Below are 14906 nucleotides of genomic sequence, written 5' to 3' on the forward strand. Positions count from 1 at the left end.
TTCGATTTTTGAACGATTTATAACAATGAGCATAGCAAAAACTTATAACCCAAAAGAGGCTGAAGAAAAGTGGTATTCCTATTGGATGGAAAACGGTTTTTTCCGTTCTACACCTGATGAGCGTGAACCGTACACCATTGTGATGCCGCCGCCAAACGTAACAGGCGTTTTGCACATGGGGCACATGCTAAATAATACCATTCAAGATGTGTTGATTCGCCGTGCACGTATGCAAGGTAAAAATGCCTGCTGGGTTCCGGGAACAGACCATGCCTCGATTGCAACGGAAGCCAAAGTGGTCGCTATGCTTAAAGAGCAAGGTATCGACAAAAAATCCCTTAACCGTGAAGACTTCTTAAAACACGCTTGGGAATGGAAAGAAAAATACGGCGGCATTATCCTGAAGCAACTGGAAAAGCTTGGTGCTTCCTGCGATTGGGATCGCACCAAATTCACCATGGATTCGGATCTTTCCGAAGCCGTGATTGATACGTTCATCAAGTTTTACAAAGAGGGTTACATCTATCGCGGTGTACGCATGGTCAACTGGGACCCACAAGGAAAAACTGCTCTTTCGGACGAGGAAGTAATCCGCAAAGAAGTCAACCAAAAACTATACTACATCCGCTATCAAATCAAAGACAGCGCAGAATATCTCATTATCGCGACTACTCGTCCGGAGACGATTATGGCAGATACAGCCATCTGTATCAACCCGAACGACGAGCGTTATCAGCACCTAAAAGGTAAAACCGTACTCGTTCCTTTGGTTAATCGTGAAATTCCGGTTATTCAGGACGAGTATGTAGAAATGGAATTCGGTACAGGATGTTTAAAAGTGACTCCTGCCCACGACTTGAATGACTACGAATTGGGGCAAAGGCACAATTTGCCGGTAATCGACATCTTAAACGATGACGGAACACTTAACGAAAAAGCGGAGATATTAATCGGTGAAGACCGCTTTATCGCACGTAAGAAAGTGGCGAAAATGTTGGAAGAAGTCGATCAGATTGAAAAAATTGAAGATTACAAATCACAGGTTGGCTTCTCTGAACGTACAGATGCTGCCATCGAGCCTAAGCTCTCTATGCAATGGTTCTGCAAAATGGACCAACTGGCAAAACCGGCTTTGGAATATGTAGAAAACGGCACCATCAAACTGATCCCGGAGAAATTCTTTGCTTCGTACAAGCACTGGATGGAAAATGTGAAAGATTGGTGTATTTCCCGCCAGCTGTGGTGGGGACAACGTATCCCTGCTTGGTACAACAGCAACAACGAATGGGTAGTAGCCAAAACCGAAGCAGAAGCTATACAGGAGTTTGAAGCACAGGGCAAATCTACCGAAGGCATCCGTCAAGAGGATGACGTTCTAGATACGTGGTTTTCTTCCGGGTTATGGCCAATGTCTGTATTTGATGGCGTACGCAATCCAGATAATGAAGATTTCAAATACTACTACCCAACCAACGATCTGGTGACAGCACCGGAGATCCTGTTTTTCTGGGTAGCGCGCATGATTATCATGGGGCATGATTATACTGAGAAGCCTCCATTCCGTAATGTATATCTTACAGGTATTGTGCGTGATAAATTAGGTCGCAAGATGTCTAAGTCATTAGGGAATTCACCTGATCCTATTGAATTGATGGAGCATTATGGTACTGATGGTGTTCGTGTAGGGATGTTACTCTCATCGCCTGCTGGAAATGACCTGATGTTCGATGTGTCTTACTGTGAACAAGGCCGTAACTTTGCCAATAAAATATGGAACGCATTCCGCTTGGTAAAAGGCTGGGAAACAATTGATACCCCAGCTACCGAAGCACAAAAAACAGCGGCACAGTGGTTTGAGAACCGCTTTAATCAAGCCGTTGCCGAAATCGATGAGCATTTTGCCAACTACCGCTTATCCGATGCTCTGATGGCAACCTATAAATTGGTATGGGATGATTTCTGCGCTTGGTACTTAGAATTGGTTAAACCCGCTTACCAAAGCCCTATCGAAGCCGAAACTTTAGAAACGGTCAAAACCTTGTTCCAGAAAATATTAGCATTAGCACATCCATTTATGCCATTCTTGACTGAAGAATTATGGCACGATGAGTTATTCGGCACACGGCAAGCCAAGGATTGTGTTATCGTAGCACAATATCCTGAAGTAAAAGCTTTTGATGAGCAAATCATCAAAGAATTTGCAACGGTACAGCAGATTATTTCCGAAGTACGTAATATCCGTAACTCCAAAGGAATGTCGCCAAAAGTAGAGCTGCCTTTGGCAATCAACAATACAGACGTTAACTTCTCCAAATACGAGGAAAGTATCGTCAAGTTGGCCAATATCTCTGAATTGACCTTCGTTCAGGAAAAAATCACAGGAGCAATCAGTTTCTTAGCCGGTAAAACCGAGTGCTATGTTAAGCTGGACACCGACAATATTGACGTAGAAGCTGAACGCGAACGTATCAGTAAAGAAATCGCTTATCTGCAAGGGTTCTTGGTATCGGTAGACAAAAAATTATCGAACGAGCGCTTTGTACAAAACGCTAAACCGGAAATCGTACAGAACGAACAGAACAAAAAAGCTGACGCAGAAGCCAAAATCAAGATTTTGGAAGAAAGCTTGGCTAATTTGGGATAATTTAATCAAAGACCTATAAGGTTTTAAAAACCTTATAGGTCTTCCTCCCCTTCTCACAAACAAAACCACTCCTCAGCTGTTCTTTAATAAAAAACAATTGTATTATGTCTTATACTACATTTAAAGAACTTCACGAAAAAGAACAATTATTGATATTAGGGAATGTCTGGGATGCCCAAAGCGCAAAATTAGCCGAAGAGGCTGGTTTTAAAGCTTTAGGAAGCTCTAGCCATGCAATTGCCAATCTACTGGGTTACGAAGACGGCGAAGAAATCTCGGTGGATGAAATCCTGTTTATGGTTGAGCGTATTGTGAAAGCGGTTGATATTCCTGTATCGGTTGACTTCGAAGCTGGTTACTCCGATAACCCCGAAAAAGTGGCACAACATGTCAAACAATTGGTTGACCTTGGTGTAGTCGGGATCAATCTCGAAGACGGAAAGGTTATCCAAGGCGAACGGAAATTGCAGGACACACAGTTATTAGTACAAAAGATTCAGGCTATAAAAGCAAACACTCCTGACATTTTCATTAATGCACGAGCAGATACGTACACTACCAAACACCCACAGGCGTTAGAAGAATCTATTGAACGGGCTAAAGCGTACACAGCAGCAGGAGCAGATGGGATATTTATTCCCCTTGTAGAAGAGCAAAGTGATATTCAAAAAATTACGTCTGCAACATCCTTACCGTTAAATATTTTCCTAACGGACAAACTACCAGATGTGCAAACATTGCACACTTGGGGTGTCAAGCGATTGAGTCACGGTGCTAAGGTTTATGAATGGCTAATCGAAAAGAATAAAGAGGTATTTAATGATTTTATTCAATCGCCGAAATTACCAAAATAGGTGTATGAGCATGTCTCCTATGTTTGTATAAAGCAAATATAGGAGACATTATTCCATATTACTTCTAATATAGTCCGCGAGCACGAGAAGACTCCTCCTATTAGAAATCCGTACAGACCCTTCCGAACTCTATGGATAGTATCGGCAATAAACTATCTAATTACCTTAACTTTTTCAGCAACTTCTGGGCTTTATCGTAAATCTTCGATGAAGTTCCAATCATTTCCAGTCTTTGCTTGGCTTTCTCTTCCTGCCCTCCCTCTATATAAGCTACTGCCACATAGTAGTTGGCCTCATGTTGAAATACCGATTCCCCATCAGCCAACGGCAACAGATACTGTGTTGCTTCTTCAAATTTCTTCTCCCCGATCAAACTTAGCCCCAGATAATACTGATATTGCAATACCGATGAATCTTCGGAAAGTAATTGCTTCAGGATTTTTGTACTCTCCACATAATCTTTTTCATTGAACGCACGAACCGCCTGCTCATACTGATTTTTCTCACTGTTTATATCCCCCCTTACAATCTCAGAGCGCATTTCGGGCAATTGGTAATAGGAACCTGGAAACAAAAACAATCGGCCTAAGATAAGCAAGCACGCTGCCGCAGCAATTGGAATAATCCACCTTCGCCAAACCCATATTTTCCCTTTTTCTGTGCGGAACGATTTTTCTGCATCTCGTAAAGTCTGACGCAACGGACCGTCATCTGCCAATAAACGCTTGCGCAGGACTGCGTGCAATTCCTGCTGTAGCCCCACTTCCTCCTGAAAAGAGGAATCCGTCTCCCACAAATTATCAAATGCGTCTTGATCCTCCGCAGACAATACGCCATCAATATAATCCTGAATAAGCTCCTCTCTCGTCTTCATGACCTATTTCTTTCTAAATAATGGATGTTCCTTGACCTTTTCACTCAATTTCGCCATGCATTCGCTCTTTTTCTTACGAAGATACGCATACGTAATCCCCAAAGCTTCTGCTATTTTTTCCTGATGTTTGGATTGCATACAACGCCGTATAATTTCCTGACAGCGTTCGCCCAGATCAAGCAACAATTCCATGATAACCTGCTCGCGTTCTTCTTGTACTAAATAATCCGCATACATCTTCTCTCCCTCATCTTCTACATTAAATACAGTGTCATCTACATTTGTTACCTCCCTATGCTTATTTTTTTTCAGTGTATTCAACCACTTTCGCTTAGCAACCAATAAAAGAAAGCTTTGGAAAGAGGTCGTTAACTGAAAATCTCTGTTTTTGGCAATATGGTAAATGTCCACCAACGACTCCTGCAATATATCCCATCCATCATCTTCCGTACCATTATTCTTTACTATCATATTCACAACCACACGGCCATATTGCTTATAAATAAGCTGGATACCGCCATGCTGATTGTCTAATAAATATTGAATGTATTTTTGTTCAGGATGCATACAGCTGATTAGTATTTTGTAAATTTAAAACATTAATTGTATTTTGGAAAAAGTAGGCTTACATTTTAAAAACTCACCAATTGGCTACTATGAAAAGATGTATATTCGGTTTGCTGCTTCTTACCCTTGTTCAGATACTACAAGGTCAGGACACAACGTTGGTCATGCAAGACACTTTTCCTTCCAGTATTAAGACGGAATTTATAGGCAATAAAGTGAAATTCACACCCGTTATCCGCCCATTAGTGCCTATTCCAGGAGGCAGACAGGCCTACTACACCTATCTTTGGGATTTTGGTGACGGTAACTTTAGTACTGAGGCTACTCCAGAACATCAATACGCAGATTCAGGCGAGTTTGACATCTCGCTCTATGTGGTCAATAACTACGATAATGGTCCTCGTCCGAGGAAACCAAAAACCAAGGTAAAAGTAGACAGTAAACTTGCAACAGTATCGCCAAATTCCTTTGAGCAGAATTTCTTCAAATCCAATGGTATTTTCCAGATTTTCAAAAATGCAGATGCGGTTCCCGGAGAAGATATGTCGCTGGTCATCGGTGTCAAACCCACAACGGACAAAGGAACTATTTTAATCCTTACCAACGAAAAGCTTATCAATCCCAACGGTTTCGTTGTCGCCAATCAAAGTCAATATCATGGGGAAAAAATAATACCTCACATAACCGCCAATGCATTAAACAGCTTATGGGCAAATGTCAACGGTGCGCTGATTACGCAGAGCGGCAGTCCCGATTATGGGTTAAAAGAAGAGTTGACATTTGAAGGTAACGAGGCTACAAAATACTTTCAGAATCTATTAGATGAATACAAAACAGTATCACAATATGAGATTGCGAGCGAAAACGATGAGGCTCAATTTTCTATACTAAACTTAGATATTACACCGGAAATGTTGGCGGATACGAATGCTATCGTGACAGTGACGGGTATTTATCTTGCCGAAGGAGGAAAACCGGTTATCCATAAGTTAGACATTCCCATCATTAAATCCCATGACCCAAACAAGATGTCTGTTCGTCCCGCACGCATGGACTATCGTTTACAATTCAAGAAAAAGGAACTAACATACAAAGTACAATTCCAAAATGATGGCGAAGGGGATGCTAAGGATATTCGCTTGGAAATGCATTTTCCCGAGCAGGTCAATATTCGTTCCTTCAAGCTACTCAACCTTTATCCACAGTGTGATAGTTGCTTAACCGCTCAGGATGTAGGGTGCTATACTTATCAGCAGGAAGGAACAGATAAAATTATTTTCCGCTTCAAAGGCATTGCTTTACCAGGCACTGCATCCCCAATATTGACAGACCAGGATAGCACCAAAGGTTTTATACGTTTTACGGTACAATCCCACAAGAAGCTACAGAATAAATCTTTTGGCAGCTATACGGACATTTACTTTGACAAAAACGAGCCTATTCGCACCAACAAGTCGGTAGCACGCTTTAGACCCGGACTTTCGCCCTTGATTAGTGTAGGGTTAAACACACCGCTACGACCCGCTGACGATGAGATAGGCAAACTAACCAACGGCTTAACGGTAGGCGTCGGTTTAGCACCCATTGCACCCTACAAAAGACCGTATTGGCAAATTGAACTTTTCGCCAGTACTTTCGGAGTAGATTATTCCGAGTCTTTCCCTTTACGAAGAGGGGAAATACAAGTACCCGATGACCGTGGAAACCCTATCTATAGGAGCTATAACGGTGTGGACAGTACCGCTATGAGGAAATATATAGCTTTACAAATCCCTGTTCAGATACGGCACAACTGGAATCGTTATTTTTCTACGGGCATAGGTGCTTTGGTAAAAACAAACCTGAATTACCATAACGAACAACAAGCTATTTATCACCTCATCAATGCCAATGGACAGACAACTCCCCATATCCAGGAGAAACAGACAAAGAAAGAAAAAATGTCACCTCTGCTCTTCTCTCCTTTGGTAGATATAAATATAGGGAGAGCCTATTTAGGACCTGCATTGGGCATACGGTATCATTATGATAAAACCTATAAGAATAACGTGAATTTCTATCTGATGTGGAGGTTATAAGACTGTGTTTTATATCAGTAAAACATATATTTCAAATACATACAGCAGATGCCTCGAACTGTTGTTGCTTGGGGTTCTTTTCTATTGTTTTTCCTGTCAAAATTCCGATTCTTTATCTGCTCATATCGATTACCCGCAGGATACCATACCCAATGCACTCATTGATTCATTGGGCGAGCTAGCTTACGAACATTATCTGGCATTTGAGAAGCAACCCGATGTCTTTCTGCAACCTCTGGAGAACAAAAAACTCACCGAAACACAGCAAGAAACCTTTATATGGATTCTATTGAATATGGCATACAGCTTTCAGGAGCATAGCCGTTATCTCGCTTCCATCAAATATTATGAGCAAGCCCTACGTTATGACCGCCACCATAGACTATTGACCCGTGACGATCGTCTAACCTATATTTACAAACCGTTGGCTAATAATTACACCATCATAGCGGATTACCACAAGGCGGAAGATTTACAGCTTCAAGCTATCCAAGAGACGACGGACGCATCTTCCAAAGCTTCATTTTATAACAATTTGGCTTTATTATATGTGTTTAAGGGTGAACATGAGGCATCGAAAAAAGCGGCTTTATCAGGATTACAACAAAGTGGAGACAACACTTATCTTACAGCATTATTACACAACACGCTGTCTGCCGCTTATGTAACACTTGGTTTGCCTGATTCAGGTCGTGTACACAATAGTCTTGCCCTAAATATTGCAAAAAAACTTCCATTAGATGAAAACACAGCGGCTGTAAGAAGTGTTGCCTTAGAGCGGCTCTCCCAATTCCAACGAATCGATAAACAAGACAAGCGGGCACAGACATCACTCAAGGAAGCATTAACTTTAGAAGAGCAATTTTTCCCTAAAAGTCATATCCGCGAGAAAGCTAATCTTTTGAATCTTTTAGGCGAGCTTCATTACACCCATGGTGAACTTGTTTCAGCAAAAAACTATTTTCTACAAGCCAAATCATATATAGACCAAGACAGTATATCTATCCAGCGTAGTAATTATACCGGGATAAATATTTTGGAGAACTTAGGTGTTGTTTATTCCACACAGCATACAGATTCGGCTCTTTGGTATTTTCAACAAGCAATTGAAGCCGACTTTGCCTTCCAGCAAAGCATTCGCAGTCGGGACAGCCATCTACAGGAGAACCTGCACAATCGCAGGATATTAGAACGGGTTTACTCCCTGCTGGATACCCAGAAAGATATTAGCCAAGAAAAATTATTTAGGCTATTATGGCTCACCGAATTGACAAAAGGCAGATTGCTTTGGAACGAAATCAACAGATCGGCAATATGGAAAACTGATAGCTCTCTTCTACAGACGGAGGGAGTCGCTCTGCAACAACTTTATGCACTTCGGGATAACTTAAGTGACCCTAACGAAATAGCAGAAATCGATACCAAGATCAAGAAACTGCTAAATGATTTTGAACTGGAAGAACAGTATTTCAGCAGAAATATCAAACTCCCGGATTTTGATACGTTCAAAACATACCTAACAAAAAATGAAAGTACGACATACAGCTATTATATTCACGCCGATAGCACCTTATCCATCTTCCTCATCGATAGAGACCTGGTTTCTTATCATAAAAACCATAATACAGCATTATGGGATAGCATTGCGCAATTCAAAAACAACTATTTTACAGATTCCCCTGCATTATTCAACCAAAATCCTAAAGCATATTTCCAGCGTGCCCAGTATTTCGGTGAACAATTGCTACCTCGATTGCAACATACAGCATCTTCCACACTTCAATTATCCTTAGACAATGAGCTTCATGTTTTACCCTTTGATGCGCTCTATCAAGAGGGACGTTTTGTCGTTCAGGATTATAATGTGCAGTATATGCACACGCTTCTAATGAACCATTTTTATGAAGATAAGCCTGCAATCCCACCAAATATTTCAGTGATATACCGTGATAAATATACCCCACCATTAGCCGATCTGCATTTCGTGGATGGGGAGATACAATATTTAACAAGCCGATTCAAAACCACAGTGTATCCCTATACGACTTTAGATAAACAGCGTATGCAAGATATTTTCAAAACACAGGACATTATCCACATTGCTGCACATACGACCGTTGATGAACAGCAGGAAGCCCGTCTTTTATTACATCAACCAATATCCATAGAACAACTGCGCTATCAACATCTTCGGGCTCCATTGGTCGTTCTTTCGGCATGCAATACGGCCTCCGGGCGTTTGCTTCCTTCCGAGGGTCTGGCGAGTATAAACCGTGAGTTTTTAAGTAAAGGCATACCCGGTGTTATTGCCACACACTGGTTTGCCAATGACCAGGTAACACTGGATTTAACACAAAAATTCTACGAACAATTAGCCTGCACAAAGAATCCGATAAAGGCTCTGGCAAATGCCAAACGCCAATATCTCCATACAGAATCAGAAATCGAAAGCAATCCCTGGTATTGGGCGAACATGGCCTACACCGGTATAGACACAAAAATAGACCTGCACAATCGCACAGGTCTACTTTTAAAAATCGGTTTATGGATAATGGCTATTTCCTTACTCCCGCTATTGTTTACGCTCTATAAGCGACGATTACGGGCGACATATCCAAAGAAGAAATAAAATATATCCAACCAATAACTTGTATAAAGGGACTTTTGACATAGTCTGTTCCATGACAGCCTCCTTTCTCTCCTCTTTTTTCATCCTCGGTCTATTTATAGTTTAATACTTTAATTTCTGTGCGTCTGTTCTCCTGATGTTGCTCCTCAGAACAATTTATTCCGTTTCCGCAATTGTTCAACAATCTCGACTCACCATAACCTTTAGCTACTAAGCGTGATCTGTCAATACCGCTTTTCACTAAATATTCAACAGCCGATTCTGCCCTGCGCTGAGACAACTGCATGTTATAACTGTCATTTCCACGACTATCTGTATGTGAAGACAACTCAATACGCAAAGTAGGATTCTGTTTCAATACTGACACGACATTATCCAAAATAATAGCTGCATCCGGACGAATGTTCCATTTGTCAAAATCATAGTGTATATTCTTCAATACCCAGTTACCACCTTCAACCAAATGACATACGCCGAGTTTTAATGTAACATACAATGTTTTGCTACGGTCCAATCCTTTCGTAGAAACCAACTCTGTCTGTGAATAACGACCAGCTTGATTCGCCACAATGGAATAGTCTGCCCCTTGATCAAGCTGATAAATAAACTTACCTTCTACGTCTGACGTTTGACTCATATTCTGCTTATTTTCCGTTTGGGTCAGCACGGTAGCTATATTCGATACGGCAGTATTAGTTTCGCAGTCCACAGTCTCACCTATCAAGGTAAAGCGTGGGTCATCGTGAAAGATTTCTCTATAGATCACCGCATCATTGCCTGCAAAATCAGCCTCTGTCAAAGTCAATACATCCGTCTTGATACCATTTTTCTCTCCTACGATGGTATAAACTGCAGCCTGTGCATCCGTTATCCGTGTAATTTCGCCTTGTGCATTGGAATTTTCCTTAGTATTGTATACGGAAGATTCTATCGAAACTGTCACACCGCTTAGCGCTAATCCCGTTTGTTTATCCTTTACGACAATCTGTATAGCTTTCGGCATGGCCTTGCGTTGTGGGACTTCCTGCTCAATAGGCATTTGGTAGACAGGTTCTTTGACAGGCTTCTTGCCAAATACATATTTAATACCTGCCCCCACGTTTAAGCTCTTATACGGTGTTTTTTTCTGCACGAATACATCACTGTAATATTGTGACCATTCTCTTATTTCGGTTTTTTCGTCTATAACCGCTCCCATTCCTGCACTTTCTCTTTCTTCTATATAAAATTCAGAAGGTTTGCCGCCAAACTTAGTGCCGAACGACTGCATATAATCTGCTTGGAGGAATACCGCCAGATTGGGCGAAATACTGTAGTTGAACCGCAGACCCCCTAAGCCTACCCAGGCATTGGCCTTATTCGTAGCGTCATTTATTGTACGTTTAATCGGAATATGGGTCATCCCACCCATGGCATCACTAAATGACAACGTTCTTTCGTATTGGGGAAATGTTTGCATGAGTATACCTCCACGCAGGTAGGCTTCCACATGAAAATTGCCAGAATGAATTTTATAGCTTGGTCCCAATGTAAATGCCCAATGTTTAAATTTCGGTGCATTGACATAATCCGTTGCAATAAATCCATTGGCAAAAAATACCGAATCATCCTGTAGAATACTGTGGGTAAGGTAACGCGCATCCAAACCTAAGCCGAAGCGGTTTCCTTTAAAATATTTGTCAACAAACAATCCTCCGAAATATCCGGTTTTGGTCTCTCCGATAGACTTGTACGTTCCCATTGGGAAAGAAGCTCCTCCAAATCCACCGATCTGAAGATCTCCTGATTCTTTGACCTGCGCCCATCCCAGAAGCGACAGCGTCAAAAACAACATCGATAGTAAAATTCTTTTCATGACATTTTCTTTTTAAAATTGAACACTCTTTTGTTTACTTGTACAGAGAGATAAAGCCTTTCTTAAAAATGTTACCCCCATTCACCGAAAAAAATCTACTTTTTACCGAGAAACTTCCAAACCCGACCTACTTCCACTGTTCTGAAGTAGAAATCCGTTCTATCTTTGGAGTATACAAAAGAGGTTAATTAATAATGCGGTTAATAGATTAGCTATTTAAAAAGCTTAGTACTTAACATCTTAAACATTAAACATTTTAAATAAAAACATCATGTCAACAAAAACAACTTTCACCATGAACAGCGAAACTATCAGCAACGGATTCCAAAAATTTTTCTCCGTTATTCAAGAGTCGAAATTGAAAATCTCTTCCAAAAAAGGAACAGAGTATATCAATCTCCCACTTATCTTTGCTTTGATTATCGCGATTGTATTTCCTTTGTCTCTCGTTGCATTGGTCATCTGTAGTCTATTGCTCTCGGTAAGTATTGAACGTGAGATCAAAGACGAGGTCAAAAGATTAGATGTTTAGGAAATAAACTAAACGATTAAACAGTTAAACATATAAACAATTAAACATAACAAACAATGATACTTATTGCTGTCCTATTTCCATGGTTATCATTCTTTCTACGAGGTCGAATATTAATTGGATTTCTATGCCTCATCCTACAATGCACACTCATCGGTTGGTTACCAGCAGCAATCTGGGCTGTAGCCTCACTTGTGGATGCTCGAAACAAAAAGCGTATACAACAACTGCGGTATTAGGTTATTTATGGTTAGAGGATTAGAGGTTAGAAGGTTAAAGGATTAAAGGATTAAAGGTTAGATAATTACAGATTAGACGATTAACCAGTAAACCAATTAAACAGTTAAACGAATCTCCCTGCTTTCAGCTATTGTATCATGCCGGGCTTTTCATTTACTTTGCTGTATGAAAAAGAATCTTTTGTGTTTGATTTTTATACTGACTTCTATAATAACTTATGCGCAGGAGGACAGACCCGCTGCTTACGAAGTATACGAAGGTTACAATTATTGGGGGAACAACAAGGGTGATACAGCCTATGTTTTTGCAGATGTAGCCTATGTGCGGGATTATCCCAGCACAAGCAGTGTTTTATTGGATTCCCTTACCCATGGCACAATGGTTACTATTATTAGCGATGGTTATAATGAAAGTATCATCCGTGGATTCGCAGCTCCCTGGCACGAGATAAGCTACCTTAAGAACGGACAAATCAGAAAAGGATTTATTTGGTTGGGTTTATTAGCTTTAGGACGTCATGTCGATGGTCAAGGCAATCAGTTTATCCACGGTTTCCTTCGCTTTGAGCCACCAACTTCCTATGGCGGTGGGAATGAATATCTTTGCGAAGTCAAATACCTCACTCCGCAACAAGAACTAATAGCCCGGCAGTATTACCCTGTTACACGTGATGGACAGAACTATTCAGACAGCAAGTTGCTTCCTAACATGGGATTGGAAGGATTACAATCCATTCACCGCGTAGGCTTTCATGGCGAAGCCTGCGGCATCCCCACGACACATTATTACTTAGGCTGGAACGGTCAGAATTTCGTAACGATGTTTTCCAAAACCAGTGTAGGCGATGCTGGGGTATACTATTATGAAGAGAAAATTCTGTTCCCTTCGGAACATCACTTAGACCCTACACTTATCATTAAGGATATTGTCGAAGGCGAAGTCATCGATTATGATGCCGAAGAACTCGAATATAAAGAAACTAAACGACGGGAAAAATATACTTGGGACGGCAAGAGCGTTTGGCAAGTATTGGAGATGAGGTAAGCGCTTATTCCCAGTCCGTCCCGCTATCTGTTTCTGGAGATGGCGTTTTGGAAATAACAGATGGTATATCTCGGTTTTTAAGTAGATTCCCATCCTTGACGTGGAATACCTCCAATAACTTACAAGCGTGATGCTGATTGTGAAATGACGGTCTTTCTTGAGGTTGCTCTGTATCGAAAAGGTAATATTGTGCAGTGCCCATAATTGCAACTAAACTGTTCGGAAATAATTGGACAGGAACAGTAGTACGTAAGCTTTTGATCTGCTCATCATCGGGGTGAATAGAAATCGTTTTTGTATAATGCAAACGTACGCTTTCCGTCTCATCTTCGTAATTGACAACAAGCACATGGAAAGTAATCCCCAGTCTGCTAAACTTTGGTGGAAAAGCCTGTCCTTTCCAGTTCCTGTCTGTCGGCAATTTAATTTTCACTTTATCGCCTTCACACTCCCACTCGAATATCGGGTTCCAACACACCAAAGCCCCCCAAGATCGGCGTTGGTTTAACTCTAAACCTTTTAGCCTATGTGCATACGTGTATTGCTTTGCCTCATTTTCCGTCAACTTCTGCTGATACGTATACACTTCTTTTATGCGGGTAAACAAATCCTTGTAGGTAGGATATTGGGTAAGCCAACTGTTGACCCCCTTCAGCGCCTGATACCATTTAGACGTAAACTTGTTGAGTACACCAAATTGTTCTGCTGTTAATCGGCTATTTTCATGAAGCGGATAATCTTCTCCTTTTTTACGCAGCTTTTTTAAAATATGTTTATCAAAAAGTCCATCCATTTTTTTTCGTTTAATTGGTTTATTTATTGCATATTTCGCAGACTTTACATATGTTTGGGCAACAGCTCAATACGGGTTACCCCTTCTTTCCTAACGCATCCAAAATCTATTTTCAAATCCCCCTAAGTCCGCTAAAGTCCCCTCAAGTCCGTGGAAGTCCGCTTTAACCTGCATTCACTTATAGCACAATACGTCTACAATTTGGTTGTACTTATACTACCGAGATACTAATCCGATACCAAAGTTACGTCATAACGCTATTCTGTCATACATGATTTTGTAAGACTGCGGTAGGACTCCCGTATAACTTCAGTATATCTTTAATAGAAAAAGCGCAGGACAACCCTCTTTTTTATGTGATTACCGTATCTCTTACCTCGACCTTCGTCCAATACTTGCTATATTTCTCCGCAGCGGTGATATGTAGCGGATGAATTTCATACGTATTAATAGCCTCTAAGTTATCAAATGTTACCAAGAGGCAGTATTGAAAGGAATTATCCACTACTGGGCGTGGCGTTGTCGCTGCCGGCTTACCGAAATGTAGGGTTCTCACACCAGGGACTGCACGCAGCTCTTCAAAAAAGTTTAAAAAATCTTGTTCCTCTTCCGCTGTAATATCTTCTTTCAGCCAGAAGTAGACCGAATGAAAAATTAGACCACTTTGTAGTGTGCTTGAATCTGTTTCTTGATGTTCAGGTGCTTTTTTCTCGGCACAGGAAGCCAAAGTCACACCACTCAAGCCAGCTATTGCAGCTGATTTTAAAAAATTTCTTCTTTCCATAAGAGGTTTTTA

At 41.0% G+C, this 14906-nt stretch carries 12 protein-coding genes; 7 read left to right on the forward strand and 5 right to left on the reverse strand.

The genetic code is table 11. From position 1 onward, the window contains the following. The first annotated feature begins 25 nt into the window (after positions 1 to 25). Together BM375_RS08820 and BM375_RS08825 are read left to right on the forward strand one after the other, a co-directional pair. The gene (locus BM375_RS08820) at positions 26 to 2644 is read left to right on the forward strand and encodes a valine--tRNA ligase (RefSeq protein WP_093365323.1); all 2619 of its coding nucleotides are present in this window, start codon (positions 26 to 28) and stop codon (positions 2642 to 2644) included. 104 nt (positions 2645 to 2748) lie between these two features. Then, positions 2749 to 3498 carry an isocitrate lyase/PEP mutase family protein gene (locus BM375_RS08825; protein ID WP_093365324.1) on the forward strand — a complete coding sequence of 250 codons (750 nt, stop codon included), beginning with the start codon at positions 2749 to 2751 and terminating at the stop codon, positions 3496 to 3498. Positions 3499 to 3658: 160 nt separating this feature from the next. On the opposite strand, the gene BM375_RS08830 is transcribed toward BM375_RS08825, so the two are convergent. Both BM375_RS08830 and BM375_RS08835 read right to left on the reverse strand, forming a co-directional pair. Continuing rightward, positions 3659 to 4372 carry an anti-sigma factor gene (locus BM375_RS08830; protein ID WP_093365326.1) on the reverse strand — a complete coding sequence of 238 codons (714 nt, stop codon included), beginning with the start codon at positions 4370 to 4372 and terminating at the stop codon, positions 3659 to 3661. Positions 4373 to 4375: 3 nt separating this feature from the next. Further along, positions 4376 to 4939, reverse strand: a complete 564-nt coding sequence (locus tag BM375_RS08835) for an RNA polymerase sigma factor (RefSeq protein ID WP_093365327.1) — start codon at positions 4937 to 4939, stop codon at positions 4376 to 4378. Positions 4940 to 5028: 89 nt separating this feature from the next. Between BM375_RS08835 and BM375_RS08840 the strand changes: the two genes are divergently transcribed. Further along, a complete protein-coding gene (locus BM375_RS08840) occupies positions 5029 to 7017 on the forward strand; it encodes a PKD domain-containing protein (RefSeq protein ID WP_093365329.1) in 1989 nt (662 codons plus the stop codon). Positions 7018 to 7021: 4 nt separating this feature from the next. Further along, on the forward strand, positions 7022 to 9646 hold the full coding sequence (locus tag BM375_RS08845) for a CHAT domain-containing protein (RefSeq protein WP_093365331.1): 2625 nt from the start codon (positions 7022 to 7024) through the stop codon (positions 9644 to 9646). 91 nt (positions 9647 to 9737) lie between these two features. Here the strand turns inward: BM375_RS08845 and BM375_RS08850 are convergent, their stop codons facing one another. Then, complete coding sequence (locus BM375_RS08850; RefSeq protein ID WP_093365332.1) at positions 9738 to 11501, reverse strand: OmpA family protein; 1764 nt, start codon at positions 11499 to 11501, stop codon at positions 9738 to 9740. Between the two features lie 271 nt (positions 11502 to 11772). Here BM375_RS08850 and BM375_RS08855 point away from each other — a divergent pair, with 271 nt between their 5' ends. The 3 genes from BM375_RS08855 (at position 11773) to BM375_RS08865 (ending at position 13317) form a co-directional block, all read left to right on the forward strand. Continuing rightward, positions 11773 to 12033: a hypothetical protein gene (locus BM375_RS08855; RefSeq protein ID WP_093365334.1), complete on the forward strand. Its 261-nt coding sequence runs from the start codon at positions 11773 to 11775 to the stop codon at positions 12031 to 12033. A 56-nt stretch (positions 12034 to 12089) separates the two neighbouring features. Further along, on the forward strand, positions 12090 to 12272 hold the full coding sequence (locus BM375_RS17650; RefSeq protein WP_093365335.1) for a YqaE/Pmp3 family membrane protein: 183 nt from the start codon (positions 12090 to 12092) through the stop codon (positions 12270 to 12272). 166 nt (positions 12273 to 12438) lie between these two features. Then, positions 12439 to 13317 (forward strand): SH3 domain-containing protein, encoded by an 879-nt coding sequence (locus BM375_RS08865; RefSeq protein ID WP_093365337.1) that lies wholly within the window; start codon positions 12439 to 12441, stop codon positions 13315 to 13317. Positions 13318 to 13321: 4 nt separating this feature from the next. Here the strand turns inward: BM375_RS08865 and BM375_RS08870 are convergent, their stop codons facing one another. Beyond that, positions 13322 to 14110 carry a hypothetical protein gene (locus tag BM375_RS08870; RefSeq protein WP_093365339.1) on the reverse strand — a complete coding sequence of 263 codons (789 nt, stop codon included), beginning with the start codon at positions 14108 to 14110 and terminating at the stop codon, positions 13322 to 13324. Positions 14111 to 14462: 352 nt separating this feature from the next. Further along, positions 14463 to 14894 carry a Dabb family protein gene (locus BM375_RS08875; protein WP_093365340.1) on the reverse strand — a complete coding sequence of 144 codons (432 nt, stop codon included), beginning with the start codon at positions 14892 to 14894 and terminating at the stop codon, positions 14463 to 14465. Positions 14895 to 14906 lie beyond the last annotated feature (12 nt).

The organism is Sphingobacterium wenxiniae (genome assembly GCF_900116225.1).
Lineage (GTDB): Bacteria > Bacteroidota > Bacteroidia > Sphingobacteriales > Sphingobacteriaceae > Sphingobacterium > Sphingobacterium wenxiniae.